20 protein-coding genes and 1 tRNA gene are annotated in these 23,115 nt (G+C 66.2%); 9 read left to right on the forward strand and 12 right to left on the reverse strand.

What is annotated here, in order from left to right; translation table 11 throughout:
• Both rhaD and AX744_RS14870 read left to right on the forward strand, forming a co-directional pair.
• On the forward strand, positions 1-1,329 hold a 1,329-nt coding region (rhaD, locus tag AX744_RS14865), incomplete at its 5' end, for a bifunctional rhamnulose-1-phosphate aldolase/short-chain dehydrogenase (protein WP_061017694.1).
• Positions 1,326-2,735, forward strand: coding sequence for a rhamnulokinase (locus tag AX744_RS14870; RefSeq protein ID WP_061017696.1), 1,410 nt, complete (start codon positions 1,326-1,328; stop codon positions 2,733-2,735). The genes rhaD and AX744_RS14870, both read left to right, overlap by 4 nt.
• Before the next feature lie 74 nt (positions 2,736-2,809).
• Here AX744_RS14870 and AX744_RS14875 read toward each other — a convergent pair whose 3' ends face one another.
• From AX744_RS14875 to AX744_RS14885, 3 genes are all read right to left on the reverse strand, one after another.
• Complete coding sequence (locus tag AX744_RS14875) at positions 2,810-4,351, reverse strand: serine hydrolase domain-containing protein (protein ID WP_061017698.1); 1,542 nt, start codon at positions 4,349-4,351, stop codon at positions 2,810-2,812.
• Between the two features lie 163 nt (positions 4,352-4,514).
• Positions 4,515-5,438 (reverse strand): DUF1295 domain-containing protein, encoded by a 924-nt coding sequence (locus AX744_RS14880; RefSeq protein ID WP_061017700.1) that lies wholly within the window; start codon positions 5,436-5,438, stop codon positions 4,515-4,517.
• A 17-nt stretch (positions 5,439-5,455) separates the two neighbouring features.
• Complete coding sequence (locus AX744_RS14885) at positions 5,456-7,294, reverse strand: AMP-dependent synthetase/ligase (RefSeq protein WP_061017702.1); 1,839 nt, start codon at positions 7,292-7,294, stop codon at positions 5,456-5,458.
• Positions 7,295-7,444: 150 nt separating this feature from the next.
• Here AX744_RS14885 and AX744_RS14890 point away from each other — a divergent pair, with 150 nt between their 5' ends.
• From AX744_RS14890 to AX744_RS14905, 4 genes are all read left to right on the forward strand, one after another.
• Positions 7,445-8,125 (forward strand): hypothetical protein, encoded by a 681-nt coding sequence (locus tag AX744_RS14890; RefSeq protein ID WP_061017704.1) that lies wholly within the window; start codon positions 7,445-7,447, stop codon positions 8,123-8,125.
• Between the two features lie 595 nt (positions 8,126-8,720).
• Entirely contained in the window at positions 8,721-10,424 is a 1,704-nt protein-coding gene (locus AX744_RS14895; protein WP_061017706.1) for a hypothetical protein, read from the forward strand.
• Positions 10,425-10,536: 112 nt separating this feature from the next.
• A complete protein-coding gene (locus tag AX744_RS14900) occupies positions 10,537-11,625 on the forward strand; it encodes a hypothetical protein (protein ID WP_061017708.1) in 1,089 nt (362 codons plus the stop codon).
• Between the two features lie 467 nt (positions 11,626-12,092).
• A complete protein-coding gene (locus AX744_RS14905; protein ID WP_061017710.1) occupies positions 12,093-14,387 on the forward strand; it encodes a hypothetical protein in 2,295 nt (764 codons plus the stop codon).
• 33 nt (positions 14,388-14,420) lie between these two features.
• Here the strand turns inward: AX744_RS14905 and AX744_RS14910 are convergent, their stop codons facing one another.
• From AX744_RS14910 to AX744_RS14925, 5 genes are all read right to left on the reverse strand, one after another.
• A complete protein-coding gene (locus tag AX744_RS14910) occupies positions 14,421-15,224 on the reverse strand; it encodes a hypothetical protein (RefSeq protein WP_157543621.1) in 804 nt (267 codons plus the stop codon).
• Between the two features lie 151 nt (positions 15,225-15,375).
• A complete protein-coding gene (locus AX744_RS14915) occupies positions 15,376-15,801 on the reverse strand; it encodes a Panacea domain-containing protein (protein WP_197429247.1) in 426 nt (141 codons plus the stop codon).
• 55 nt (positions 15,802-15,856) lie between these two features.
• Complete coding sequence (locus AX744_RS20045) at positions 15,857-16,780, reverse strand: GAF domain-containing protein (protein WP_082738542.1); 924 nt, start codon at positions 16,778-16,780, stop codon at positions 15,857-15,859.
• A gap of 167 nt (positions 16,781-16,947) precedes the next feature.
• On the reverse strand, positions 16,948-17,301 hold the full coding sequence (locus AX744_RS14920) for an Lsr2 family DNA-binding protein (protein ID WP_061017715.1): 354 nt from the start codon (positions 17,299-17,301) through the stop codon (positions 16,948-16,950).
• Positions 17,302-17,402: 101 nt separating this feature from the next.
• Positions 17,403-17,476, reverse strand: a tRNA-Gly gene (locus tag AX744_RS14925).
• Between the two features lie 102 nt (positions 17,477-17,578).
• Between AX744_RS14925 and dcd the strand changes: the two genes are divergently transcribed.
• Both dcd and AX744_RS14935 read left to right on the forward strand, forming a co-directional pair.
• The gene (gene dcd / locus AX744_RS14930; protein WP_061017717.1) at positions 17,579-18,184 is read left to right on the forward strand and encodes a dCTP deaminase; all 606 of its coding nucleotides are present in this window, start codon (positions 17,579-17,581) and stop codon (positions 18,182-18,184) included.
• Between the two features lies 1 nt (position 18,185).
• Entirely contained in the window at positions 18,186-18,695 is a 510-nt protein-coding gene (locus AX744_RS14935) for a hypothetical protein (protein ID WP_061017719.1), read from the forward strand.
• Between the two features lie 10 nt (positions 18,696-18,705).
• Here AX744_RS14935 and AX744_RS14940 read toward each other — a convergent pair whose 3' ends face one another.
• Together AX744_RS14940 and AX744_RS14945 are read right to left on the reverse strand one after the other, a co-directional pair.
• Complete coding sequence (locus tag AX744_RS14940) at positions 18,706-19,737, reverse strand: FUSC family protein (RefSeq protein ID WP_061017721.1); 1,032 nt, start codon at positions 19,735-19,737, stop codon at positions 18,706-18,708.
• A 43-nt stretch (positions 19,738-19,780) separates the two neighbouring features.
• Positions 19,781-20,185, reverse strand: coding sequence for a hypothetical protein (locus AX744_RS14945; protein ID WP_058630804.1), 405 nt, complete (start codon positions 20,183-20,185; stop codon positions 19,781-19,783).
• Positions 20,186-20,255: 70 nt separating this feature from the next.
• Here AX744_RS14945 and AX744_RS14950 point away from each other — a divergent pair, with 70 nt between their 5' ends.
• Positions 20,256-20,678 carry a MarR family winged helix-turn-helix transcriptional regulator gene (locus tag AX744_RS14950; RefSeq protein ID WP_058630805.1) on the forward strand — a complete coding sequence of 141 codons (423 nt, stop codon included), beginning with the start codon at positions 20,256-20,258 and terminating at the stop codon, positions 20,676-20,678.
• A gap of 15 nt (positions 20,679-20,693) precedes the next feature.
• Here AX744_RS14950 and AX744_RS14955 read toward each other — a convergent pair whose 3' ends face one another.
• On the reverse strand, positions 20,694-21,599 hold the full coding sequence (locus AX744_RS14955; protein ID WP_197429248.1) for an NAD(P)-dependent oxidoreductase: 906 nt from the start codon (positions 21,597-21,599) through the stop codon (positions 20,694-20,696).
• Positions 21,600-21,623: 24 nt separating this feature from the next.
• Positions 21,624-23,084, reverse strand: coding sequence for an MFS transporter (locus tag AX744_RS14960; protein ID WP_061017726.1), 1,461 nt, complete (start codon positions 23,082-23,084; stop codon positions 21,624-21,626).
• Between the last annotated feature and the right edge of the window lie 31 nt (positions 23,085-23,115).

Genomic DNA, 23,115 nt, shown 5'->3' on the forward strand with positions numbered 1-23,115 from the left:
CGCGCGGCGGCCCTCGCCGGCACGATCCGCGGCATCGCCTCGACCGACAAGCCGATGGTCGGGCACTTCACCGATGCCGACGTGGTGCTCGACTTCATGGCCTCCGAGAAGGCGCCGACGCTCGCCGCCCTCGGTACCAGCTGCCCCGACCACTTCCTGCGCACCAAGGTCAAGCCGCTGATCCTCGACCTGCCGGCCACCGCATCCGTCGAGGAGCAGATCGCCCGCCTGCACGAGCTGCACGCGCAGTACCGCACCGACTACCAGGCCTACTACGACGCGCATGCCACGGCCGAGTCGCCCGCCATCCGCGGCGCCGACCCGCTCATCGTGCTGATCCCCGGCGTGGGCATGTTCTCGTACGGGGCCAACAAGCAGACCGCCCGCGTCGCCGGCGAGTTCTATGTGAACGCGATCAACGTGATGCGCGGCGCCGAAGCGCTCTCGACGTACGCTCCGATCTCGGATGCCGAGAAGTTCGACATCGAGTACTGGGCGCTGGAGGAGGCCAAGCTGCAGCGGATGCCGAAGCCGAAGTCGCACCAGGGACGCATCGCCTTCGTCACCGGTGCCGCCTCCGGCATCGGCAAGGCCATCGCCACCCGTCTCGCCGCCGAGGGTGCGTGCGTCGTGATCGCCGACCTCGACCTCGAGAAGGCGCAGGCGGCGGCCGCCGAGCTGGGGAACACCGATGTCGCGATCGGCATCGCCGCGAACGTGGCGGATGCCGACGCTGTCCAGGCCGCGTTGAACGAGGCTGTGCTCGCCTTCGGCGGCGTCGACCTCGTGGTCAACAACGCCGGGCTCTCGCTGTCGAAGCCGCTGCTGGAGACCACGGAGAAGGACTGGGATCTGCAGCACGACGTGATGGCGAAGGGGTCGTTCCTGGTCTCGAAGGCCGCCGCTCGGGTGCTCATCGACCAGAAGCTCGGCGGCGACATCATCTACATCTCGTCGAAGAACTCGGTCTTCGCAGGACCCAACAACATCGCCTACTCCGCGACCAAGGCCGACCAGGCACACCAGGTGCGGCTGCTCGCGGTCGAGCTCGGCGAGTACGGTATCCGTGTGAACGGCATCAACCCCGACGGCGTGGTCCGCGGCTCGGGCATCTTCGCCTCCGGGTGGGGTGCGAACCGTGCCGCCACCTACGGGGTCAAGGAGGAAGACCTCGGTCAGTACTACGCCAACCGCACGATCCTCAAGCGCGAGGTCGTGCCCGAGAACGTGGCGGACGCGGTGTACGTGCTGACCGGTCCCGAGCTCAGCCGCACCACGGGCCTGCACATCCCGGTCGACTCCGGCGTCGCCGCGGCGTTCCTGCGATGAGCGTGCGCGCGGTCGCGGCCGTCGATCTCGGGGCGACCAGCGGCCGCGTGATGATCGGGCGGATCGGGGAGGGGCGGCTCGAGCTCGAACTCGTGTCCCGCTTCCCGAACGGTCCCGTGGAGCGGGAGGACGGACTGCACTGGAACTTCGACGCCCTGTATGCGCACGTCGTGGACGGGCTGGCGGAGGCGGTGCGGCGGGAGCCGACGATCGAGAGCATCGGGATCGACTCCTGGGCCGTCGACTACGGCCTGCTCGCGGACGGCGTTCTCCTCGCCGAGCCGTTTCACTACCGCGACTCCCGCACGGCTCAGGGCGTCGCCGAGGTGCACGCCATCGTGCCGTTCTCTGAGCTGTACGCTCGCAACGGCCTGCAGTTCCTGCCGTTCAACACCCTGTACCAGTACCGGGTGGACGAACGGATGACCGCGGCCGACACCGTGCTCCTCGTCCCCGATCTGGTCGCATTCCTCCTCACCGGTGCCAGCGTCGCCGAGCGCACGAACGCCTCCACGACGGGGCTGCTGAGCATCGACGACGGTGATTGGGACACCGACCTCGCGACGCGCATCGGCATCCCGCCGCGTCTCCTGCCTCCGTTGGTCGACCCCGGCGCGGTGATCGGGTCGCTGCGGCCCGAGCTCGCCGAACTCGTCGGCAAGGCTCTCCCCGTGATCGCCGTCGGGTCGCACGACACCGCCTCTGCCGTCGTCGCCGTCCCCATGACATCGCCCTCAGCCGCCTACATCTCGTGCGGCACGTGGGGCCTGGTGGGTCTGGAACTGGCGGAGCCCGTGCTGACGGATGCGGCGCGCGAGGCGAACTTCACGCACGAGCTCGGCGTAGACGGTCGATACCGCTTCCTGCACAACGTCACCGGCCTGTGGCTGCTGAGTGAGAGCGTGCGGGCGTGGGAAGCTCAGGACGGTGCACGCATCCACCTGACCGAGCTGCTCGCGGAGGCGGCCGCCGTATCGGACGACGTACCGCTGTTCGATGCGAACGATCCTTCGCTCAGTGCACCCGGCGACATGCCCAGCCGCATCGCGACGCTGGTCGAGGCGTCAGGAGCATCCGCTCCGACGGAGCGAGCCGTGTTCACGCGCAGCATCGTGGAGAGTATCGCCGCGGCGTTCGCCGAGACCGTGCGCGCGGCGTCCGACCTCTCCGGGCGTGAGGTCGACGTGATCCACCTCGTCGGCGGCGGATCCCTGAACGCGCTCCTCTGCCAGGCCATCGCCGATCGTTCGGCCCTGCCGGTGCTGGCCGGCCCCGTCGAGGCGACCGCGCTCGGCAACGTGCTCGTGCAGGCGCGTGCGCTGGGCGCAGCGGTCACCGACCTGGAGGGGCTGCGCGAGCTGGTCGCCGCCACGCATCCGGTCCGTCGGTTCGAGCCGCGCGGCTGACCGCTCCGCTACCGCGCGGCTGACCGTGCGGCTGATCGCTCCGCTGACTCGATGGCGCCCTGACGGGCGCGACGTCAGATGACGTGCGTGTTCGGCAGCGAGCTCACGGTCGGGCGGGCGTAGGCGCGGCGCCGGGCGGAGATGTCGGTCGGGCGGGCGGCGCGCGGAACGCTCCGATCGACCGCCACGACCTCGAACTCCTGGATCTGCGCCGGCCGCACCGGGGTGAGGTGGATCATGCAGATCAGCTCGCCGCGCTCGCCGGGGATCGACCAGGTGATGTCGGCCGGTGTCGCCGCGGAGACGACTTCTGGCGTGCCGAGGTCGTCGCGCAGCGGACCCACCAGGGCGATGAGCTCCTCGATCGCGGCCCGGCGCTGGAGGAGCGGGCGGTCGAAGTCGATGTTGTCGGCGAAGATCGCGGCAGCGGCGTCGTCATCCCAGAACCGGATCAGCGCGTCGGCCGCGGACATCAGCAGACGTGTCTCCGGCCACGGCTGCACGGTGCGGGCGGGGGCGTCGTGAAAGGCGAGTGCGCGGAACAGCGCCTCCTCCGAGAGGGCGACCGGGTTGCTCCGGTGGCTGTTCGTCAAGACGACGATGCCCATGCCGGACCCCGCGTGCCACACCATGTTCAGGATGAACCCCGGGAGGCCGCCGCTGTGCGTGACGATGCGTCCGCGGTGCAGGTCTTCGCGCACGAAGAGGCCGAGCGCGTAGCCGCCGGCGACGAACTTCCAGGAGCCGTCGGGGCGGGCCTGCAGCGAGGGGATGTCGACCTGATGGATGCGCTGCAGCTCTCGTCGTGAAGCCCGGCTCACCACGGCATCGTCGCTGCCAGGCAGTGTCGATGCCGCGAGGAACCTGACCCAGACACTGAGGTCGTTGATGGTCGACTGCATGCCACCGGCCGCGGCCATGGCGTCGGACACTTCCGACGGGAAGCCCACCCAGTCGCCCGCGCTGTCCAGCGAGTAGCCGACCGCCCTCGCGAAGCCGCCCTCCGGAGCGCGGTTGTCGAACCACGTGCTGTTCATCCCCAGCGGGCGCAGGATCTCATCGGTGACCCAGTCCTCGACACGGCGGCCCACGGCTGTGCCCACCGCGAGACCGGCCATCGTGAAGCCGATGTTGGAGTACTCGAAGGCGCTTCCGGGGTGGGTGCTGTAGTTGAAGCCGGGTCTGATCCGTTCGACCAGCTCCGCTTCGGAGAGGCCGAGGAACGGGTCGACCCAGGAGTTGTCCTCGGTGAGACCTCCGCCCATGCTGAGCAGCTGCCGCAGGGTCGGAGCGATTGCCGGTTCGTCGCCCACGGTCCCGTGCCATTCGGGGTAGAAGTCGGTGATGGGCGCCTCCAGGTCGAGGAGGCCGCGGTCGCGGGCGAGCAGGGCACCGAGCGCGACGAAGCTCTTGGTCATCGAGGCGATCGGGAAGACGGTGTCGGCGTCGGGAGACGTGCCTTCGTCGTCGGCGGTGCCGAACCCGCGCGTGTGCTCCAGGCCGTCGGGTCCGACGAGGCCGTACACCAGACCAGGCGACTGACCCGCGGCCGTGTACTGCCCGAAGAACGCGTCGAGCTGATCGACGAGCGGCACGACGAGGGTTTCGCTGGACATGGAGACTCCCTTGTTCTCGCGGTCGGCATTCGGCCGTCGCGCTGGTTCGTCTCCACACTCTCGTGTGCCGGGCTCGAAGTCATGTCCGCGGGCACCGAGTGTCGGCTCCTGCTTGTGCGAGGTGACGAAGAAGCGGCTCGGAGCGGGCTGGCCGGGACCCCGTCTACCCGGCAGTCTCCCGCATCGCGGGCCGGGTGAGCTTCGGGATCAGTACCGGAGTCTGTTCGCGGTAGGCGACGTAGTCGGCCCGGTCGCCCCACTTCTTCTCGGCGCGCGCTTCGAGCAGGGGGATGCCGCTGACGCGGGTGAGCAGCAGGATCACGAACAGGGGGGAGAGCAACGCGACCCACTGCCATCCGACGAGCACGGGGGCAGCGGTGAGGAAGACGCCCACCCAGATGACGATCTCGCCGAAGTAGTTCGGGTGACGGGACCGCGACCATAGGCCGGTGCGGATGAACTCGTCCCGGTTGCGCGGGTCGGCGCGGAACGCCGACTTCTGGGCGTCGGCGACGATCTCGATCACCATGCCGAGGGCCCAGACGACGATGCCGACGACGGTCAGCCATCCGATCGGCGCGCGGGAGGAGGCATCCGCACTGATCGCGATCCAGGCGGCGGCCGCGGTCAGCGACACCCACGCACCCTGGATCACCCACACCTGCAGGAACCGCAGCGGCGACCCCTTGATCTGGTCGAAGCGCCCGTCGGATCCGGCCTTGTGCACGCGCACGGCCAGGAACGAGCCGAGGCGTGCGGCCCACAGCATGACCATCGCCGCGAGGATCCAGCTCCGCGCGTCGGGCATCGGCGTCGACAGGACGAGCGCTGCGGAGATCAGGAAGAACGTGAGGCTGCCCGTCAGGTCGAAGAACCGTTCGGTCTGCAGCAACATCGCGGGGATGAACGCGATGACCTGGATCGCGAAGGCCGCAGCGACGGCGAGGGCGAACAGCGGCACGCCGCCGATGGTCGCACCGCCCTGGCTGCCGGCGATCGCGACGAGCGCGCCGACCACGAGGGCGACGACGATCGCGATGAGAGAGGAGCGCGAGGAGGTCGGACGGGTGGGGGTGGGGGAGGACATGGTGTGCTTTCCGATTCTCAGAGGTACAGGTCTTCGACGGCGACGGCGGCGCGATCCAGCACGACGCTCCGCTTCAGCTTCATGGTGGGGGTGACGAGTCCACGGTCGTCGAGGTCGGCGAAGACCACGCTGAACCGGCGGACCTGCTCGCTGCGCGCGACGAGCGCGTTGGCCTCGTCGACGGACTGCTGCAGGTGAGCGTGCAGGGCCGGGTCGTCCACCGTGCGGATGTCGGTCGGGCTGGTCGTGCTGGTCGAGGGGATGCGGCTGCCCTGCGCTTCGGCCCAGGCACCGGCCTGCTCCGGATCGAGCACCAGCAGCGCGGAGAGATACGGCTTCCCCTCGCCGACCATGACCGCATGCGAGACCAGCGGATTCGCCTCGACCGCGCTCTCCCAGCGGGTCGGCACGATGGTCTTGCCGTTCGAGGTGACGATCACGTCTTTGAGCCGTCCGTCGAGGATCAGCCTTCCCTGCTCGTCGAGCCGCCCGAGATCACCGGTGCGGAAGAAGCCGTCGATGAACGCACCGTCGTCGTGCGCGGGGTCCCGGTACCCGTCGAAGACGCCGATGCCGCGGGCGAGCACTTCGCCCTCGTCACTGATGCGGACCGTGAGCCCTGGCAGCGGTGCGCCGACGGTTCCCGAGGCGATGCGCCCTGGCAGGTTGCCGGTGAGCGGTGCGGTCGTCTCGGTCAGTCCGTAGCCCTCGATGACGGGAACCCCGATGCCGCGGAAGAACAGCGAGAGGTCGGCGTCGAGGGCGGCGCCGCCCGACAGGATGTAGCCGACCCGCCCGCCCATCACCGTGCGAAGGCGGCCGTAGAACAGTGCATCGAAGAGGCGGTGGCGCAGGCGCAGGCCGACGGTGCGTGCGGCGCCACGACCGGCATCGACTCGCTCGGCGCTGCGGCCCCACGCGATGGCCGTCGCCTCGGCATGCGCCCAGATCTTCGTGAGTCCCTTGTCGGCGGCCTTGCCCGCGGCGGCCGCCTGGATCTTCTGCAGCACCCGTGGCACGACCACCAGGAACGTCGGTCGGAGGGTGTCGAGCGTGGCGACGACGGTCGAAGGGTCGGACAGGTGCGCGATGCGCATGCCGCTGGCAAGGCAGATCAGCTGCAGGCCGCGCGCGAGCACGTGAGCGAGCGGGAGGAAGATGACCGTGTTGCCGGACTCGTTCACGATCTCGCGGTAGGCCGCGGCGATGTTCAGCACCTGACCGAGGAAGTTGCGATGCGTGAGCACGACGCCCTTGGGCTCGCCCGTCGTTCCCGAGGTGTAGACGATCGTCGCGGGGTCATCCTGCGTTGCTGCCGTCCTGCGGGCCTCGAGCTCCTCGTCGGTCACGTCGATGCCGCGGGCGGCCAGGTCGAGGAGGGTCCACGGCGAGGTCTCGGCGCTCATCACCCACGCCCCGAGGGTGACTCCGCCGGCGTGCGAGAGCGCCGACTCGAGCAGCGCCGCATGTTCGGTCGTACCGCCGATGGCCAGGCGCACACCGGCATCCGCGACGATCGCGTCCACCTGTGACCCCGACGAGGTCTCGTAGATCGGCACGACGACAGCACCGGCGTACCAGGCCGCGAGGTCGGCGACGGCCCATTCGTAGCGGGTGGGCGCCATGATCGCGATGGGGTCGCCGATTCGGATGCCCTGGGCGATGAACCCCTTCGCCAGAGCGCGCACCTCGTCCTCGAACGCGCGGGTGGTGACCGGCCGCCAGGAGCCCGTCGACGCGTCCTCGACCTCGAACGCCACATGGTCCGGTGCGGCGGCGGCCCGCGTAGCCAGCAGGTCGGTGACGTTGCGGTGGCCGTCGAGGGCGGCGAGCGGTGGTGTCGACGATTCGATCATCGGGGCTTCTCTCGGTCGTGCGGACGGCGCGGAGGGCGCACGAAATCGCCCTTCCTGTCTCTGTTCGGAACCGATGACGATTCGGATGGGATGCTTTTTCGCGGCCGTCCAGGCATCGAGAACGGGAAAGCGATCTGCCAGTATGGCGTCATGTCCGGCACGCAGAAGGTCGCCCCCGCGCTCGTCGTGATCGGTGTGACCGCCGCAGTGCTCGTCGGGTGCACCTCGCCGGTGGCAGTCCAGACGCCCAAGGCATCCGCTCCCGCGGTCGACCTCCGGACGGCGGCCGAGGCTGCCTCGACGCCGAAACCGACGGAACCGGAAAGATGCTCCGGCATGTCAGAGGTCTACAGCGACGGCGACGGTCTGTATTGGGAGCGCCACGGAACGCTCCGTGATCTCGGCGCGCGCGAGTTCGCGCGGGGCGAGGTGACAGTCGATGAGGACGGCACCCCGGTGACGTATACCGTCGAGCCCGGCGACGTCGAAGCCGTGGTCGCTGAACGGCTCTGCGCGTACCCGAACCTCGGCTCGATGAACCACCGACGGGATATCCACCCTGGGCAGGTGCTCTGGCTCACGCCCGACCCCGATCCTCCCTGGGTGCCGTACTACAGCCCTCATGACGCCCCCGGTGGGTTCCAGCAGATTCCCTACCAGCAGGCCATCGAGTCCGCGGGCGCGGCGGTCGATGCCGGTGACGTGGACACCGTGCGGGCGATCTGGAACGGCACGCTCAAGGGCAGGTTCGCGACTCAGGAGACCATCGACGCCGTTCAGAAGGTGGTCGATTCCGGCGACCTCGAAGCGCTCCGCCAGCTCTTCTCCTGACGCCGCTCGGTCACGGACCCTTCGGCGGGGAGAGCCCGGTAAGTCACACGTGGTGTCTTCCAAAGCTACTCCGGACTACTGACCTGCTCTGACCACGCAGTCCGGACTGAAGTTTGAGCGGAATGCCTTTGCGCGCCTGCGCTTGCGTTCCACGGCTACTCCAGACAACCGTTGCACAGAAAGTCCGAGTCAAGTGGCATTTCCGTACGACTCAAGGGGCTCGGATCGTGTCCAAACCTGCTTTCCGCAGCGCTTGTGCGGAGGCGACCAGCCGTGAGCATTTGAGTCGAGGCTGTCGGGTCGATGATCCCGTGTTTTACCTGCACGATACGCTGTCGCCAGCGAGCTTACTGGTGAGGGGGAGAGACGTGGTTGACGAGCGACGGCTGCGCTTCTACGGCGAGGGCGATATCGCGTCCTACATCCAGGTCGACCGTGCTGTCGAGATATTGCGCGGCCTCAACTCGGGCCCCCGGCCGGGGCACATCGCGGATGCTATCGAGCTCCACAATGCGCGAAGATTCTTCGAAGCCGGTTTCACGCCGAGGTCCTCCGGGCGGACGAAATCGCCGAGCTTGCAGACGCGAGCGCACGCGTGCCGAGCGAGGTCGGGCGTTACTTTGCCCGCATCAACGCTGCGAACGCCGCGGAGATCATCCGCGATGTTCCGTTCGAGTATCGGACCGACCTCATTGAACTGCTGGCGGCGAACCATGTTTACGAAAGGTGCCCCGCGGACCTCATGCTGACAGTACTCAGCTCGGAGGGAGTTCACCTTTCGGACATCCTCGGTAGCAAGAAGCTCGTCAAAACGTATGACCCGCAAGTGCGCGAGCTCATTCTGCGCGAACCGCGAAACGCGGAGATCGTTATCCGTCACTACTTCTCCCGCGACCGTCGAAGAGACTTGTACCTCCCGTCGTCTTTCAGCCCTGGGGATGCACGCGATCTGATGAGCCGCTATGTGCAGGCGCCCGACGCAAACCCAAACTACCTGCGGCTCATCCAAACGGCTCAGATCTCGCCGGCGACGGGTGTCGACGCTCGGCTGAAGCTGGAGGCTAAGAGAAGGAACGCCCGAGAGACTGAGGCCATCTTCAAGGACAACCCGGGGATCAAGGCTGGGGCCGAGATGGGCATAGCGGAGGATCAGGACGAACCCTCGGTGAGCTCGCTCGACGGCATGGTCTCCACTCACTCGTACAGCAGAAACTGGTTGGAACAGACGACTGACTTTGCGAGCATCTTGAACAACTTCCAGCACCTCTTTGGATTCGCGGATCACGATGTGATGCTGACGCTTCCGTCCTACCGGGCGGAACTCGCAGTCGTCGAGCGTTTCATCATGATGAGTGGGACGACCGATTACCGTGTCGGTGCGGAGTTCCGGAACCGCGAGACCAGCTCGTTGCTCCAGACCCAGCTCGCTCGGAACTTCCTTGAGGGCGAGGAGATCGAACTGGAACTCGCCATTGAGTGGTTCTTCGAGGAGTACCTCCCGGCGGAGTTCGGTGCGAGAGGTTTCCGATTCTCTCCGACTGCGAAGGAATCCAGCTTTCTCGAGAAGACCAGACACCTACTTGTCGAAATGGAGAGCGTTGTCCGTCAGTTCGAACGTTTCGTCGAAGACGGGGAGATAGACAGGGAACTCCTCTCGATGACATCGGACGCGGTGAGATACAGGGAAGTTCCGAGCATGGTGGAGGTGAAGTACCTCTATCCGGTGGCGACGTCAGCGTTGCCCGGAATCCTTGAGGCGCTCTTCTCGGATCAGTCTTCAATGGGCTACATCGACGAAGAGCTTCGCGGAGAGAACATGGTTGAGTTGCTCGTTCGCAACGAGGTCCAGTACGAGCAGTTCGAGGACTATCAGAGGCCGACTCTGGACATGCTTCTGGATGCCGGAGTGCTGGTAGCTAGAGAGGGCCGGGTCAAGATCGCTAGCGTTGCGCAGTTCAAGATTCTGCGGGCGCTGTACGTCACTGAGGCTGCAAGCTACGCGCACCAGTCTGAACTCGGTCGCAAGCGCGCTGACGACATGATCCAACGTGGATGGCTACGCGCCGAGTCCACGCTGCTGACGAAAGCTGAGGCCAGCTACTTCAACTATCAGCTCAACAAGTACGAGTTCAGCAACGGGCCGGAGCTGCGGAACAAGTACCTCCACGGCGCGCAGACTGACGCGGAGGGGGCAGCCGCACACTTCGGGCCCTATCTCACGGCCCTGAAGCTCACGATAGCGCTCGTTATCAAGATCAATGACGACTTCAGGACGGCCGCGGAAGACTTCGTTTCCTAAACGCTAGCCGGGTGCTGAGCGCGGCGGCCCCGCCCGCGCAAGGCCCACTGGGGCGTCAGGATTAGGCGGGCAACTTTGCGGCAGACTATCGCCAGACGTCGAGAGGAACCCCATGCACCTTCACCTACGTGCGGATGCCGTGAATTTGAGTGAGCAATACGCGAAGAAGCTGGATGATGAGTTCTTCCTCTCACGCCCGGCCGCGTATTTCGCGTCACGGATCTCATCCATTCTCGCCGCCGAACGCTCCGCGGCCACACCGACGGCTCAGGAGTATCCGGAATTCTTCTCGTCCATCAACCTCACTGGCGGTGATGCACTACTCGAGTTTGGAGAGCAAGATCGCCGTACCCAGGTCGCGGTCGAAGCCCTCAGCTTGCGACACCAGGCGGCGGAAGCGCTGATGCGTTTTCTGTACTCGGTTACGGTCGCCGTGCCGCGAACTGGGGACGCGCGCTGCGCCTGGTTGGCCGTCGCGGACAGTCCGACAAGGCTCGTCGATGTCGTCGAGAAGACGGTCGCTGCGCTGAACGCCGACGATGAGGCGTTCCTGGGGGCACTGTTTGTCCCGGACACTGTGGTTGACGAGCGCGTGGCGGCGGCTGCGGACACTGCCGTGGCGTGGATGAATCACGCCAGTGCGCTGCTCACCGACAACGAGCTATCGGTAAACGCGGCACACAACAAGGTGAAGCATGGCCTCGCGGTGAGCGCACGGGGAGATGTTCGCATTGAGCTCCTCACCACGCCTCCCAACGAACTCGGCGAGATCCCCGCCAGTGCATTCGGAGAAGGCAGGTCGGTGCCCATCTTTGACAGGCCAATGCTTACTTACCTCAGCAGGCCGCACGGAACACCCAAACAGGGAGTCGAGGCCGTCTCGCTTCGCGTGGAAGCCGCCGTCGTGCTGGCAGAGACCTGGATGATTGCCAACGTCTACGCCGCGATGTTCCACGTCGCAGCGCGGCGCCATTACGGTGAGGAACTACCGGACGGGGTCGCGCCGTATCCCACGCTCGTGATTGGACGTTTGCCCGAGCACGTCATCGGGGGGCGCCCGCTCGGGTATCGGTCGCCGGTGACGCTGCCACCCGACGGCATTACCGCTCCGAGACGTTCAGGTCTTTTCTTTCACGGCAAGTTCATTTCCATGGATCTCGACTACGAGAGCAAGGTTCGAGGCGTCGTAGTAGACGGCTAGGCGACCGCGATGTCGGTGCTGAGCGATACCGTCGTGAAGTGGAGGTAAGGGAATGGCTGCGGTCGATTGCGGAATCTGCGGAGGGGTCATGTCCCTTGGGGTGAAGCCCCAGGAACGGTGGACGGAGTTGCCGAACGGTGAACGCCCCACGATGGTTCCATTCGCCTTCGATGAGTGGGTCTGCGCGAACGGTCATCGTCGCGACCTGACCTACGCGGAATCCCGGTGGTTCGAGTGACCGCCGACGACATCGTCGCTGCAGCCACCGTCGCGGGCGTCGTTGTAGCGGGGCTTGTCGGTGTCACGGGTTTTGTCGTCGGCTTGGTCGGACTGCATTAGGCGCGCAAGGCGAAAGAGGCCGCCGCCGGCGCGAACATCTTCGGCTGCGGGACTACACGTGGTTGGGTGAACCCATGAAACGAAAGCGGATACGCCCTCGGCGGGAATCGAGCGCTGCGCTTCCTTCCATGCTCGCCGACGAGCGCAGCGCGGTGGAGGAGCAGTATGAACGAATGATCCGCGAGGCAATCGACACGGGGGATCCAGTCGGCGCGCTCGATTCGGAGATTGAAAGTGGACTCGCGACTCTCGTTGCGCAACTCGACAGACACCGTCCTGAGCGCGTCGTGGAGCTCGCACGCATCGCGTGCCTGCCGTGGCAAGTTGGTGGACTGGTCAAACCGGACACCGACGGCGGTCTAACGAAGGCTGAGCTTCTTGCTCTGTTGGCGCTCACCGTCGCCGGTGGAATCGACATTGGATCAGCCCGTGCTGAGCCGACGAACAGCCTGTACGTTGAGGCCCACGGATGGGTCTCCGCTGTGGGCGACCTTATTCACCGGTCGTCGGCGCTCCGTGCCCTGCAGGCGCAGAACGATCCGCTGGCGCGTATCACGGCTTCTGTGGGCGGACGAGAGGTCTGGGTGCGAAATAGCTCCTACCCTGACATGGTCTCCCGGACCCACGGTTTGCTCCTCGATACTCCGAGTGTCGCTGGCTTCTTAAAACGCACCCTTGGGTTCGAGGCTCGAGAGGCGGCCAGTGTGCTGACCGCACTAAACGAGGTTCAGATGAGCTCGACGAATGAGCGCTCGGAAGGATTTATCGCCGCCCTCGGTGCGCGGCCTACGTTTCTTGCCGGCGTCAACGAATTGGTGCTCACGTCAGAGGAGAAAGTGGCGTTTAACGAGTTCTGGCAGCCGACTGCGGATCTCGTCGTCTTCTCGGCGTCCGACATCGACGCCGTGGCCCGATGTGGCGAAGAGACGACCCGGGCTGTCCTCAATCACTTCAGCGTCTCGTCAGCAAGGCGTTCGGCCCGGGAAATCTTGAATGCGTTCGCTGCCGGAGATAACCCCCTTCGCACGCATCCAGTGATACGGACTGCGGAGGGGCGATACATTCTCGTCCACGAGGCGCTCGTCCTGCCAGCGGTTCGGGAGAACCTCGAGCTCACCATACGAAGCAGTCCCGAATGGGAGCGTTATCAGAAGCACCGAGGCGATGTCTTGGAGGACATCGGGAGAATCGCCTTCGAACTGATGCTGCCCGGAGCGACCACCTACTTCGCATTCGACTACTTCATTCCGGCCGACGAGGCGGAAGAGCTGCTTCCTCCGAGTAAGTACACCAAGCGCGTCGAAGGGGACATGTTGTTCATCGTCGACGACGTCGCTGTCATCGTTGAAGCCAAGGCCGTTTCAATTACGCCCGACGCGCGCGCTGGTGTGCCTGGAAAACTACGTCGCAACCTGACGGACATGATCTCGCGGGCAGCTACACAGGCAAGCCGGCTCAAGAAGCGCATTGAAAGAGATGGCGGCGTCCGCCTGAAATCGGATGAGTGGTTGGATCTGTCTCGAGTGCTCGAGGTGCACATGGTTGCGCTGACTCTTGAGGATCTCACGCAGGTAGCCACCGCTACCACTGCGCTGGTCGACGCCGGGCTGCTGAACGCCGGGGAAGTGCCGTGGTTGGTCTCGATCCACGATCTTCAGATCATCGCGCAGCTAGTCGAGCGCCCCGCTGATTTCCTCCTCTATCTTCGGCGCCGCCGCGATCCGGAGATGCCCGACTTCTACTTCGCCGTGGACGAACTAGACCTGTTCCTGTACTACCTTGATGCTGGCCTCTATGTCGCGCCGGACCCGAAGGTGATGGCCGCTGAGCTTCCCTATGCCTCAGAGACCGACGAACACGACCGGCGTCGCCGGGAGGAGCAGCAACAGGTTTTCATCCATCCGCGAACCGGACCCCTCGACACCTGGCATCAGTCTCAGATCGACCCGCAGGCGCCTAGTTCACCGAAACCGCGCCGGACTGCTAGGCCCATGGACCGCTTCGTCGATGAACTCGCGTCCCGCCGAGACTTCGGTTGGTTGAGCATCGGCGCCACGCTGTTGTCGGGCGATGGACCTACTCAGCGACACTGGGCGCGGATCGCCCGAAAGATGCTTGCGCAACCGCGAAAGGATGGCCAGGGTCAAAGCCGATTCGAAGACGCGGGCAACACGCAGGCGGAGGCGTGGGCGTTCGTGTGGGCGACGCAACCTCGCCACCAGACGCGAGAGGACACCGTCGCCCGAGCTGCGAAGTACTTGCGGGATAAGAAGTATCAAACGACAGTTGCTCGCGGCGCGGCCTTCATCTTTGACGAGCGAACCAAGAACCTCATCGATGTCATCTACGACGGTGAGGTACTCCCGCGGAGCGAAGAGATGGACGAGCAGACTCGCTATCTATTCCCGCTTCCTGTGCACTGACCGTTCACGGCTTCGTCTCTGCGGGTCAAGAATCTATCGGCCAGACTCCGCGGGCCCTGGCTTTCCTTTGCGCCGGCGACGGCCCTTTGATGATGCACCGTTACGTATCGCGGCGATGACGTTCTCGTGGTCGCCTTTCGCCTTGATGCGGTCTTCCTCGCTCAGGCTCTGCCACCACTCTTCCGCGGCCCGTTCGGATGCGGCCTCCGAGCGCGCCTCCCAGATCGCGTGGTCCTTCGCTTCGTTCGCAAGCTTGTCAAGCAGAGCCTGGCGGGATGTGGCGTGCTGGTCACCTCGTCTGTACGCGGAAAGTATCGCGACTCCTTCAGCGGCCAATGAGCCCACGAGGCCTCGAAGATCTCTGGACGGACGGCCCGGCCAAGCGCCATCCCGAGAGTGGTCCTCAGCGTTGTTGAGGTGGCCGATGACGGTCGTCAGAGCGTTTCTCGCGTCCGCGTCCGGGATTACATCTGCGCCTACCCGGAGCTCTGTACGCAATTGACGTGTCCAGACCAGCTTCCACTCGGGGTACCAAGACACCGCGCCAATCGCGACTGCGAAGTTGCTCGGAGCGTTATCCACCGTGTTCATGAGGTCAACGAACTTCGTGTGCAGCGAGCGTGCGTCCTGGTCTGCCGCCGCGCGTCGCATATCTTCGATTTGCTGTTTCCTCGCCCGCTTCGCAGCAGCTAGAGTGAACCAGCCTCCGACTACTGCGCCCACTAGGCCGATAGCGAACGAAAGGATGGCCGCCCACACGTTCGCATCCTGGGCCCACCAGAAGATAAACCAGAGGTCAGGGTACGTCGCTTGTGCAAGGGGCAAGAGTCCGTCCACGGCCACACACTATCTCTTCCATGCACCGGCCAAAACGTTCGTTTCGTGCCACGAGCGAGCGAACGTCGCAAGGGCATCGACCTGACACCGTGATTGCAGAATGTGTATCCGCCGGGTCTGCTTCCGTAAACTTCGCTGTGAGATCGCCTGGTTACTGCTGGCGTTGCGTTGCTGAGTAAGTAGACCCAGCGTTCGTCACGATGAGCTTGTCTGCGTAGTAGTCGCGGATAACGTGCTTCGGGATTGTCGAGTTCGACGACTGCCCGTCGCGCACTCCTTCGGCGATTCGGGTGCGTGCCCAGGGTGAACCGACTTCGTGGGTGATCTCGCTCAACTGCAGACCCGTGAGCGCTCCATAATTCCGGAGCACGGCGTCGACGATGATCCGCTCTTGGGAGTCGAGCGCGTCTGGGGTTCCACTCCATGAGCCGACGGTGTACTTGCCTCTGTGGCGGTCGAACAGCGCGTAGGCCACGGGGCCTTTGGCCCAGGCCTCGAAGTCTTCGGTGAAGAGCTGTCGGTTAAGGAACCCCAAGTTCCACCCCTGGGCGAGGAAGCAGAGCTTCTGCAGCTTCATCGTGGATACGCTTGTATCCAGCTGCTGGAGTATGTAAGCGGCAACGTCGTGAATGCTAGCCATTTCCCTCACCCCCTGGTACGACAGTAGAGGATGCCTCGGACGTTTCCAGTATTGGATGCTCTCCCGCTAGCAGCGATTGAACGCCACGCACCTCATCGGCGGTAACAGTAGCTCCGTCCGCCAGCTCCGTCATGCCGAGCGCCACTAGAAACGCGGCGGTTTGAGCGATTGCCGCGTGTTCCTCGGTGAAGGTGGTCTTAGCTCGGGTATCAAACGTCAAGAGGCCCAATGGCTCAGTTCCTGAGTGAAGAGGCACAGCGATGAACGCTTGCCAGACCGACCCGGGTTCGCGCTGGACGCGGTGGTCCGTCGCTTCCCAATCATGCACGCAGACCGGCGTCCTTCCCTGCGCTGCTTCAATCGCCGCCGCTCCATGAGGCGTTGAGGGCAGGAACTCCTTCCGGGGTTGATCCGAGCGACCGCCCGAGTCAACTAGCCGCAGATAAGTTTCCCCACCTGCGCTCGCCGATTCGCCTTCGCTGGAGTCCAGCTCGTAGACGCAAACGCGAATGCCATCCTGAGGCATCAGAGAACTGGCCGAACGAACTACGGCAGTGAAGAAGATGGAGCGATGGAACGGGTCTCGGGACGAGCGGAGGAGGTCCTCGACCGCCTTGTGCAAGTCGCTCAGCGAGTCGTTGTAGGCGGTGAGTCCGAGCGCCCGCGACGATTCACGTCGGTGCGTCGAGACCTGATTCACAGCAGTCAGTGAGACCCCAAGCAAGATCAAGACAATGCCACCGCACCACCAGTATCCCACTGACGTATCGGGCGTCTTTGCTGATGCCGCGTTCTGTCCTGCCGCGATGAGAAATGGTCCGACTATCAGGAGGAGGCCAGCGGCCGCCGCCGCGCCCCATAGCTGCCACCAGCCCTGTCCCGCTGCAGAGTTCACCTCAGTCGACTTCGTAGTCATGTCACCCCCGAGTGAGACGTTATCGGGCGTGAGAATGGGAGTGAGGGATGACACACCAGAATGCTCGCCAACTCCGAGAGTCGCGGGGATAGAGCAATCGCCCAAATCCGTGTGCCGACACCAAGGCGTCAACACTTACGTGGCTCGCGCGATGCGTTCGACACACCTCAGGCGTGAGTGGCCGAGATGAGCTCCGCTCGCTCGTACGCCTCGACCAACTCTTTGTGGAGCCTGCCCCGGGCGCCAACCATGTAACCGTTCGCGATCCCCCATGCACGGATCTCGCTTGGCGACGCCGCAATCGCAGATCGCCCCGTACCGGCCCGCATCGTCGCCTTTGGGACGCTGTTCGGGAGAGCCGGTACCGGCGCCGGTTGAAGATTCTTCAACAACAGCGAGTACGTCTCAGGATCGACAACTCGTGTGCCAAGCTCACGGGCTCGCTCCAGCTTTCCGCCGACGAATGAACCGTCGGTGACGAGCATCGTGGTCAGCCCGGATACCGAGCCGACGACGCGCACGCCCAGCTCCTGGGAGCGCTGTTCCAGGCGAGTCCGCTGGCGTTCGTTCTGGACGTCTGGAGTGCCTCAAGAATGTCCGGAATAGCTTTGGAAATCACACGTGGAGGGGCTGACGGGAATCGAACCCGCGCTGTCTGCTTGGGAAGCAGAAGTTCTACCATTGAACTACAGCCCCGTACCCGCATCCGAGGAGCGGGCGAACGCCAGCCTACCCGTCCGGTGCCCTTTGGCCAAAGCAGGCACGGCGTCGGAAGCCCCTGGCAACTAGGCTGGTGCCGTGCTTCTCAGCGACCGCGACATCAAGGCAGAACTCGCATCCGGCCGCATCGGCCTCGACCCGCGTGAAGACGGGATGATCCAGCCGTCGAGCATCGACGTGCGTCTGGACCGGTACTTCCGCCTGTTCGACAACCACAAGTATCCGTTCATCGATCCGTCGGTCGACCAGCCGGAGCTCACGCGCCTGATCGAGGTCGACCCCGACGAGCCGTTCATCCTGCACCCCGGCGAGTTCGCGCTCGGGGCGACGTTCGAGCAGGTCACGCTGCCCGACGACATCGCGGCACGTCTCGAGGGCAAGTCGTCGCTCGGACGCCTCGGACTCATCACGCACTCGACCGCGGGTTTCATCGATCCCGGCTTCACAGGGCACGTCACGCTCGAACTCGCGAACGTCGCCACCCTGCCGATCAAGCTGTGGCCGGGCATGAAGATCGGTCAGCTGTGCTTCTTCCGGCTCACCTCTCCCGCCGAGAATCCCTACGGATCCGGCCCCTACGGCAACCGCTACCAGGGTCAGCGCGGACCGACGGCCTCCCGGTCGTTCCAGAACTTCCATCGGACGGATGTCGGCACCACCGACGTCGGAGCAATCGGAGGCTGAGATGACCGACGCCAGCGGTAGCCAGCCGGAAGAGCCAGCCACCCCGGAGCAGACGCCATCCCCGGAGGGCCTCGATCTGTCGGAGGGGCTCGAGCTTCCGGACCAGTCGCTGATCCCGCCCGCCGACGTCGTGATCCCGCCGCCTCCGCCCGAGATCCCGATCCCGGACGGGCTGCTGACCCCGCCGCCGTCTGACCTCCCGTCCGCCGACGCGGTGATCCCGCCGCCTCCGCCCGCGACGCGGCGCGCCGACCGTGCCCGTCCGACTCCCGCCATCCTCGAGGGGGAGCCGCCCGCCGCGGTGGCCGATGACTGGGCGCTGCCGTCCGTCGCACCCGAGGTGCCGACGTCGGGTGGCTACCGCGTGCTCACTATCGTGATCTTCGCGTTCCTGTTCCTGCTCCTCGTCGCCGCGATCGTCGTGGGCGTGTACCTGCTGAACACCACCAGCTTCCCGTTCGCGGGCGCCGACGTCGCAGCGTCGTCGATCTCAGGCGTTCCGCTCCTGTGACCTGCTGAGCTCAGGAGCGTTTCGGGGCCGTCCTGCGTCGAAGTGCTGCCGAGGCGACGGCGACGACCGTGCCGACGGCCACCCCGATCACGGTCTCGATCGCGCGGTCCTGCAGCAGCATGTCGACGGGCGTGGGTGCGGCCAGGTGCACCATGAGCAGGGCAAGCGGGGTGATGAAGATCATCGCGATGCCGTAGTTGCGGCCGACGAACAGCTCGGCGGCGGCCTGCAGCACGACCACGAGGGCGATCACGGCGAGTGGGGGCAGGTCGATGGCGAGGATGCCGGCGGCGACGAGCACTCCGAGCAACGTGCCGACAAGGCGCTGGATGCCGCGGATCACGCGGGCGTTGAGCTGAGGTCCGCTCACGGCGGCCACCGCGCCGACCGCCGCCCAGTACCAGTGCGAGTCCATGATCAGCAGCCCGGCGAAGCCCGCGCCCAGGATCGCGACTCCGACCGACGCGGCCATCTCGCCCGCGATCGGGCCGACGGGCTGCAGGGTCTTCGACGGCACGTCGTCGGTGCTGCGGGTGAGGATGCCGATGAGGGCGGTGATGGCCAGGCCGAACAGCACGCTCGGTCCACCGACCAGCAGCACGTCCCCGAAGGAGGCGGCTGTGGCGGGGATCGTCGCGCAGGCTCCGACCGCGAACACCGGGAACAGCGGCCCCGGCGGGTGCCACCGCATCGTGTAGGCGAGCAGGGTGACGGCTGACGCGATGACCGCGACCACGAGGATGCTGGCCGGGGCCGGGGCGGCGAGGACCGACAGTGCCGTGCCGACGAGCATCGAGGCGAGGATCACGCCACCGGCGCTCGCCTGCATGCGGATGCGGTCGCGGAACACGTCGTGCCGCCCGTAGAGGGCGGCGAAGGCGCCGAAGCTGGCGTAGATGCTGAGGTCGAGGCGTCCCAGTGCCCAGAGCACGAGTAGGGGGACGGCCACGCTGACCGCGGCGCGCAACGCCACCCGGTGGTCGCCGCGGTGCGGCTCGACGCGCAGAACGCCGGTCCACACCCTTCCCCGCGAATCCGCCACTGATCCAGCCTACGTCCGACTCCCGACCGCCTCCGTCGTCGGGTCAGACTGCCGAGGCGCGTAGGAGCAGCCGGGTCTTCTCCAGGATGTGGTTCAGTGCTCGTGTGGCGGCGAGCGCGTCGTCGTGATCGACCTCGTCCCAGATGGGGCCGGCGACGCGCGCGATCTCGCGGCTGATCGCGGCCACCAGTGTCGTGCCCGTGGGGCTGAGGTGAGAACCCTCGACGAGTCCCCGCTCCTGGAGGGCGCGGAGGAAGAGCGCGGAGTCGGGGTCGTGTAGACGGTCAGCGACGAACCTGTCCACGCTGCCCTCTCCCTCGAACTGGGAGACGAGGCGCAGTGTCACCCATTCCCGTTCCGACAGGGCGTGGGGGGAGAGCAGGGTGAGCAGGAGGGCGTTCAGCGCCTTCTCCGTCTGGCCGATGAGCTGCGGGCCGAAAGGGATCATGAGGGCTCCATATCGTTGGTACGGCCAACGGTAGCACATCATTGGTGATGCCAACGAGTAGCATCGGTTCATGGATCGACTCGAACACAGGGCGACGTGGTGGGTCAGCCGGGCGCACCTGCGCTCCCACGCGCTTCTGCAGGAACTCTTTGCCGACGTGGGCGCTCGCGCGTACCACTACCGGCTGCTCGCGGCAGTGGAAGAGGCGGGCCCGATCAGTCAGGCCGACCTCGGACGCGCGACCGAACTCGACCGCAGCGACGTCTCGGTGGCACTGGTCGTGCTGGAAGAGGGCGGGTTCGTCGCGCGTGCCCCTCATCCGTCCGACCGCCGTCGGAACCTCGTCAGCCTCACCGCAGCAGGCCGCGCCGAGCTCGCCCGGCTCGATGCGGTGGTCGATCAGGCCCAGGAGCAGTTCCTGGCGCCGCTGACCGCCGACGAGCGTGCCGTGTTCCTCGACCTCACCCGCCGGGTCGCTGTCGCGACCGATTGATCGCCCTCCGGCGGGTCACTCGTCTTCCGCCTCGTCGCGGTGGGGCCGCTCGTCGTTCAGCACCTCGAACAGGCTGGAGAACCCCTGGTCGCCGTGGCCGTCGGAGATCCGGCGATCCATCAGCCGCCTGATCTCCCGCATGCGCACCGTGTCCATGCCGAGCGCTTCGCGATGGCTGACGAGGTCGTCCATGAGTGCTCTCTGCACGTGCAACGAACCCAGGTCGGGCCCGTACTCTCCTGCGGCCACGGCCTCGCCGAAGCTCTTCACCAGCGGCACATATCCCTCGACGGTCCCCGCGACGCGCTCCGCGAACCCCACGACATCGGCCCCCTCGGCCGTGATCAGTGCGAACGTATGCAGCAGTCCGATCAGGAACTCGTAGCCGACCGCCACCTGAGCGAGGAACTCGACGGCCGCGTGGCCCGCATCCTCTCCGTGGTATCCGACGGTGCCGAGGCCCTCCAGCGCCCCGCGGTGCGTGTCGAAGCCGACGCGATCTCCGCTGAAGGAGAGGAGCACCTCGGGTGACCCCACGGCGGCGGGGTCGCCCATGATCCCGCCGTCGACATATCGCGCGCCGTGCGTCTGCGCCCACTCCCCAGCGGCTCTGGCCTGGGCAGGAGAGCCACTGGTGACGTTCACGATCACCTTTCCTCGTGCCGCCCCGGCGATCGTCTCGAAGACCGCCTCCACGGCGGTGCCGTCGAGCAGGCACACGATCACGAGCGGGCTCGCGGCCACCGCATCGGCGGCCGTCCGGGCGACATCGGCGCCGAGCGCAGCCAACGATGCCGCTCTGCTCCCGGTGCGGTTCCACACGGTGGTCGGGTGGCCGCGTCCGACGAGCGTCCTCGCTATGGCTGTTCCCATCTCGCCGAGGCCGATGACGGTGACGGGCGTCCTCGGGTTCTCATCCACGTTCATCCTTTATGTCCCTCTCGTTCAGTCGGTGGCGGGTTCGGTGGCGGGAGTGGGAGCGAGGGGTGGGTCGTCGTCCGTCGAGGAGAGGCCGATGCCCCAGCTCGCGCCGCGGGCGACGAAGACTCCGAGCGCCGTGACGGCCGCGAACGCGAGCATGAGCAGTCGGGCGGCATCGACGACGTCGGGCATGGCGAGGTTCACGAGCACGCCGGCCATCGCCGAGCTGAACGCACTCGCGATGATGAAGACGGTGTTGACGGCCGCGGCGGCCTTGGCGCCCTCCTCTTCGCCCGAGGTGCTGCCAAGCGCCGCCACGGTCAGGTGGGGGAAGCCGATGCCGATGCCGGCTCCGGCGAGGAACAGTGCGATGAACCACAGGGCGATGACGAGGACGGAGGGGCCCTCGTGCTGGAGCAGGCCGTAGGCGGTCAGCCCGGCGGCGACCACGAGCGGACCGAGGGTGATGAGCGTGCGCCGGGACCGGATGCCCATCGCGTTCGCGCTGAACACCTGTGTCACCGACCATCCGAGGGACAAGGCTGCGCCGAGGAGCCCGGCGACGAACGGGGCGAGCCCGCCGATCTCCTGCCCGAACAGCGGGATGAATGCCTCGGTGCCGATCGCGAAGGCCAGCACGGCGACCGTGACGTAGACCCACCCGAGCGATGATCCGTGCGCGAAGGTGACGCGCGGCAGGATGCCGGTGCGACCGCGACGCTCGTGGCGCAGGAACCAGGCACCGAGAACGACACCGACGGCGATGGCGACCCCGGTGCCGAGGCCGCTGGGGACGACGCTCGCGATGCCCACGGCGGCGACCCCGCCGGCCAGCAGCAGGAGCGAGCCCCAGGGGAGTGACTCGCTCGACCGCGTGCGAGCGGTCCGCGGCAGTGCGCGGACCACGACGATGCCGATCAGCGCGGAGACCACGGCCAGTCCCACGAAGGTCACCCGCCAGGCATCGAGCTGCGCGAAGATGCCGCCTACGACGGGGCCGACGATGTTGCCGACGCCCCACATCGCCGAGACGAGCGCCGCGCCCCGCGCCCAGAGCCGCTCGGGGAGTGCGCGCTGGATGAGCGCGTAGCCGAGTCCGGCGAGAAGTCCGCCTCCGAGGCCCTGCACCGCCCGCCCGGCGAGCAATGCCCACATCCACGGACTCGCGGCGCAGAGCAGCGACCCGAGAGCGAACAGGCCGAGGGCGAGCAGGTACGCCCGGACGGCGCCCTGCTGGGTGAGAACACGGCTGACCATCATCGAGCTCACCACGGAGGCCAACAGGAAGGTCATCATCGTCCAGGCGTAGAACTCCGCCCCGCCGATGTCTCCCACGATCGTGGGGAGCAGGCTGGTCGTGAGGTAGACGTTGCTCGCTTCGAGGAGCACACCGCCTGCGAGCACGGCGGCGGTCGGTGCGTAGCGGCGGCCGAGGAGTTCGCGCCAGCTGCCGGCGGGGGCGGTGCGTTGCGGAGTCTGGGTCATCGGGGGTGCCCTTCGTGGCGTCGATGGGGCG

The sequence above is a fragment of the Microbacterium sp. CCH5-D1 genome (assembly GCF_001557335.1).
Taxonomy (GTDB): Bacteria; Actinomycetota; Actinomycetes; order Actinomycetales; family Microbacteriaceae; genus Microbacterium; species Microbacterium oxydans.

What these genes read in the sequence shown, in the direction of transcription:
- AX744_RS14870 (WP_061017696.1), top strand. Translation starts at nt 1,326, where the DNA reads ATGAGCGTGCGCGCGGTCGCGGCCGTCGATCTCGGGGCGACCAGCGGC.
- AX744_RS14875 (WP_061017698.1), bottom strand. Translation starts at nt 4,351, where the DNA reads ATGTCCAGCGAAACCCTCGTCGTGCCGCTCGTCGATCAGCTCGACGCG.
- AX744_RS14880 (WP_061017700.1), bottom strand. Translation starts at nt 5,438, where the DNA reads ATGTCCTCCCCCACCCCCACCCGTCCGACCTCCTCGCGCTCCTCTCTC.
- AX744_RS14885 (WP_061017702.1), bottom strand. Translation starts at nt 7,294, where the DNA reads ATGATCGAATCGTCGACACCACCGCTCGCCGCCCTCGACGGCCACCGC.
- AX744_RS14890 (WP_061017704.1), top strand. Translation starts at nt 7,445, where the DNA reads ATGTCCGGCACGCAGAAGGTCGCCCCCGCGCTCGTCGTGATCGGTGTG.
- AX744_RS14900 (WP_061017708.1), top strand. Translation starts at nt 10,537, where the DNA reads ATGCACCTTCACCTACGTGCGGATGCCGTGAATTTGAGTGAGCAATAC.
- AX744_RS14905 (WP_061017710.1), top strand. Translation starts at nt 12,093, where the DNA reads ATGCTCGCCGACGAGCGCAGCGCGGTGGAGGAGCAGTATGAACGAATG.
- AX744_RS14915 (WP_197429247.1), bottom strand. Translation starts at nt 15,801, where the DNA reads ATGAAGCTGCAGAAGCTCTGCTTCCTCGCCCAGGGGTGGAACTTGGGG.
- AX744_RS20045 (WP_082738542.1), bottom strand. Translation starts at nt 16,780, where the DNA reads ATGACTACGAAGTCGACTGAGGTGAACTCTGCAGCGGGACAGGGCTGG.
- AX744_RS14935 (WP_061017719.1), top strand. Translation starts at nt 18,186, where the DNA reads ATGACCGACGCCAGCGGTAGCCAGCCGGAAGAGCCAGCCACCCCGGAG.
- AX744_RS14945 (WP_058630804.1), bottom strand. Translation starts at nt 20,185, where the DNA reads ATGATCCCTTTCGGCCCGCAGCTCATCGGCCAGACGGAGAAGGCGCTG.
- AX744_RS14950 (WP_058630805.1), top strand. Translation starts at nt 20,256, where the DNA reads ATGGATCGACTCGAACACAGGGCGACGTGGTGGGTCAGCCGGGCGCAC.
- AX744_RS14960 (WP_061017726.1), bottom strand. Translation starts at nt 23,084, where the DNA reads ATGACCCAGACTCCGCAACGCACCGCCCCCGCCGGCAGCTGGCGCGAA.